Genomic DNA, 3,871 nt, shown 5'->3' on the forward strand with positions numbered 1-3,871 from the left:
GACGTGTGGGTGTCGCGGTTGGAGTCGGCGGGCTTGGCGCCGGGGACCAGCGGGACCGCGCCCCGGCGGCGGGCGGGGCGGTCCTCGGCGGCGGGCGGCGCGGGGTCGGCGTCGGTCCGCTCGGGGGCCTCGGCGGGTTCGGCGTCCGGCTCGTCGACGTCCAGCGGGGGCATGCCCGCGAGCATCGGCAGCAGCTCGCGCAGCCGGTCGCCCAGCTCGGAGGCGCGCAGCCGGGAGGCGGGCGCCTTGGCCAGGCACTGCACGGTCAGCTGCCACAGCTCGTCCGGGATGCCGGGCAGCGGCGCCACGCTCTCGGTGACGTGGCGGCGCAGGACCGCGCCGGGGTGGCCGCCGCCGAACGGGGTGAAGCCGGCAAGCAGCTCGTACAGGACGGTGGCCAGGGCGTAGATGTCGACGGCCGCGCGCGGGGGCAGCCCCTCGACGATCTCCGGAGCGAGGTAGTCCGGGGTGCCGATGATCTTCGTGGCCCGGGTGCGGCGCGGGGAGTCGATCAGCTTGGCGACGCCGAAGTCGGTGAGCAGCGCGGGGTGCGAGCCGCCGGGTCCGAGCGGGCCCTGCATGTCCAGCAGGACGTTCTCCGGCTTGACGTCCCGGTGGACGACCCCGGCCGCGTGCGCGGCGGCGAGGGCGTCGGCGACGTCCGCGACGATCGCCACCGCGGCCTCCGGCGCCATCCGCCGCTCGCGGTCGAGGCGGGTGCGCAGGTCGGTGCCGCGGACCAGGTCCATGACGAGCGCGAGGTCGTTGCCGTCGACGACGAGGTCGCGGACCGAGACGACGTTCGGGTGGTCGAGACCGAGGAGGGCGGTGCGCTCCTGCACGAAGCGGCCGACCAGCTCCTGGTCGGACGCGAGGTCCTCGCGCAGGAGCTTCACGGCCACGGGTCCGTCCGGTCCCTCGCCGAGCCACACCGTGCCGGCGCTGCCCCGTCCCAGGATCTGGTTCGCGGTGTACCGGCTGCCGATCTTCCGTGCCAAGACTGCTCCTACCGACGCGTGTTGTCGCTCAAACTACGCGTCCGAGGAGCCAACCTTGACCGCGGAGACGGAAATCACCCGGCTGGTGTCGACAAATCCCCAGGGTCAGCCGCCCGGCGTGTTCCCGTTGCTGATGTCCCGGATCCAGCCGGTCACCGTGCCGAACCAGTCGCTCAGCTGTTCCCAGTAGCCCTTGCCGGTGCCGATCCACTCCTGGAGCGGGCTCAGCTCCCAGACCAGCCAGCCCGCGACGAAGAGGATCACGAGCGTGAACAGGCAGCCCTTGAGGCAGCCGAGCCCGGGGATCTTCATCGGGTTGGCGCTGCGCTGGCGGGGCTGGCGCGGCTCGCGGACGGGCTGCTGCGGGGTGGGCGGCGGGGTGTAGCGCTGCGGCTCCTGCCGGGGCGGCGCCTGCTGCCTGCGCTGCTGGCGCTGCGGGGGCTGCTGCTGCGGCGGGTAGCTGTAGCCGCCCTGCTGCTGGTGCTGCGGCGGCTGCTGTTGCTGCTGCTGCCGGTTGACCTGGCGCTGGGGACGGCGGCGCAGCGGGTCCTGGTTCGGGTCGAGGTACTGGACCTGCGTCTGCTCGTTGCGGTCGCGGGCGGCGCGCAGCTGGTTCTGCCACGGGTGCGGCTGCTCGGGCTGCCCGCCGGGCGCTCCCGGCGGCACCGGCGGCATGACGGCGGTGGGGTCGGCCGCGCCGGGCTGCCCGGGGCCGCCGGTGTGCGGCAGCACGCTGGTGGCCGCGCTCGGGTCGTAGGCCCCGGCGTGGTGGGGCAGCACCTGCGTGGGGTCGGCGGAGCCCGGGATCCCGGCGCCGGGCAGGCCGGAGCCGGGCACCGCGGCGGGCTCGGGGTCGGGCCCGAGCAGCGAGCCGACGGCGTCCGCGGCGGCGATCTGCGCGGAGCCCGCGTGCACGCCGACGCCCTCGGCGACGACCCGCAGGGCGCGCGCGAGGTTCTCGGCGCTGGGGCGTTCGTCGGGGTTCTTGCGCAGGCAGCGCTCGATGACCGTCCAGAGCGGGTCGGGGACGGTGGAGGGGCGGCGCGGTTCGGCGCTCAGGTGCTGGTGCAGGACTTCGAGGGCCGAGTCACCGCCGAACGGGGGACGGCCGGTGACCAGCTCGTACAGCAGGATGCCGGCGCCGTAGATGTCGACGGCGGAGGTCTGCGGGCGGCCCTCGGCGGACTCCGGCGCCACGTACGCGGGCGTGCCGACGAACTCGTGGGTGCGGGTGAGCCCCGGGGAGTCGGCGAGGCGCGCGATGCCGAAGTCGGTCAGCATCGGATGCATCTGGTCGCCGTACTGCCGCAGCAGGACGTTGGCCGGTTTCAGGTCGCGGTGGACGACGCCGTCGGCGTGGCTGACGGCGAGCGCGTCGGCGACCTGGGCGGTGAGCAGGGCGGCGCCGACCGGGCTGAAGGGGCCGTTCTCACGCAGGTAGCGGTGCAGGTCGGGGCCGTCGACGAGGTCCATGACGAGGGCGAGGAGGTCGCCCTCGACGACGAGGTCGCGGACCCGGACGATGTTCGGGTGGGTCAGCCGCAGCAGCACCGAGCGCTCGCGCAGGAAGCGCATCACGATGTCGGGGTCGCTCGCCAGCTCCTCCTTGAGGACCTTGATCGCGACGGTCTCGCCGGGCTGGCCGGGCACTGCGGCCTCGGCACCCGCGGTCTCCCGCTGGCGGGCTCGCCAGACGGTGCCCGTGGCGCCGCGTCCGAGCGGCTCCTCGAGCAGGTACTTGCTGCCTACCGGCCGCACGTCATGTGCTCCCTGCTGGTTGTCTGCGTTCCGACCCACTGTAGTGCCGGGCCGACCGGCGCCGGGTGCTCATCCCGCCGTGCGTCCCGGGCTCCGGTCGTGGTCGCGAGTCGTGCAGGTTCGGTCGTTCGTGGTCAGAGGAAAGACGTGCGACCCGGTCCTTCCGGTTGCCCCGTCCGGACGTGACCGATCTCAAGCGGTCCGGAGTGAACTACTGATCAGGCATTTTTGAGGGCAGAGCCGACCAATCAAGATCACTTCTGGCGGGACCGCGGGCGCATTGTCGGTGGCAGGTGCGAGGATGCCTGCAGTACTGGCAGACGTGCTCGTGTGGGGTGGGGGGAAGTCCGCGCCCCCGCGCAGAAGGGACCGCTGACGGCGATGCAGATCCGGCTGACCGTCGTAGACCCGCTGGGCCCGCCCGACCGGACGAGGGGACGCACCGCGAGCTGCGACGTGCTGGTCACGGCCCCCGCCGGGACAGCCCTGTCCGCGGTGGCGTCGGCACTGGCCTCGGCGGTCTCGGGCGACGGCATGCCCGCCGAGCGCGGCCGGGAGCCGGGCGGCCCCGTGGTCCTGTACGCGGGCGCCGAGCGGCTGGACGACCGCAGGTGCACGCTGGGCGAGCCGCCCCTGGTCGACGGCGCGGTCCTCGCGCTGGGCGCGCCCGCCGAACCCGAGCCGCACCCCGAGCTGGACGACGCCCCGACCCAGCTGCACGTCACCGCCGGGCCGGACGCGGGCGGGGTCCACCTGCTGCACGGCGGCGAGATCAGGATCGGCCGCTCCGCCGACGCCGACGTCCCGCTGGACGACCCGGACGTCTCCCGGCTGCACTGCGCGGTGACCCTCGCGCCCGACGGCCGGGTCCAGGTCGCCGACCTGGGCTCGACCAACGGCACCCTGCTGGACGGCGCGCGGGTCACCGACCGGCCGGTCCGCTTCGCGCCGGGCGCCCTGCTGCGGATCGGCGAGTCCGCGCTGCGGCTGACCCCGGCGGGCGGTCCGGGGGCGCGGGTGGCGACGACGCCGGACGGCGAGGGGCACGTGCGCGTGTCCCGCCCCGAGGGCGACGCCCCCCTCCGTCCCGACGCCGGGCGCCTGCCGCACGCGCG

Annotated in this window: 3 protein-coding genes; 1 reads left to right on the top strand and 2 read right to left on the bottom strand. The window is 75.0% G+C overall.

Annotated features, from left to right (window positions below):
- The coding region (locus tag GA0115242_RS24165; RefSeq protein WP_093831878.1) for a serine/threonine-protein kinase at positions 1–998 on the bottom strand (998 nt) is incomplete at its 3' end.
- Between the two features lie 105 nt (positions 999–1,103).
- Positions 1,104–2,756: a serine/threonine-protein kinase gene (locus tag GA0115242_RS24170; protein WP_093831880.1), complete on the bottom strand. Its 1,653-nt coding sequence runs from the start codon at positions 2,754–2,756 to the stop codon at positions 1,104–1,106.
- A gap of 381 nt (positions 2,757–3,137) precedes the next feature.
- Here GA0115242_RS24170 and GA0115242_RS24175 point away from each other — a divergent pair.
- Positions 3,138–3,871: FHA domain-containing protein (locus tag GA0115242_RS24175; RefSeq protein ID WP_141721735.1), on the top strand; the 734-nt coding region annotated here is incomplete at its 3' end.

The organism is Streptomyces sp. SolWspMP-5a-2, assembly GCF_900091845.1.
Lineage (GTDB): Bacteria > Actinomycetota > Actinomycetes > Streptomycetales > Streptomycetaceae > Streptomyces > Streptomyces doudnae.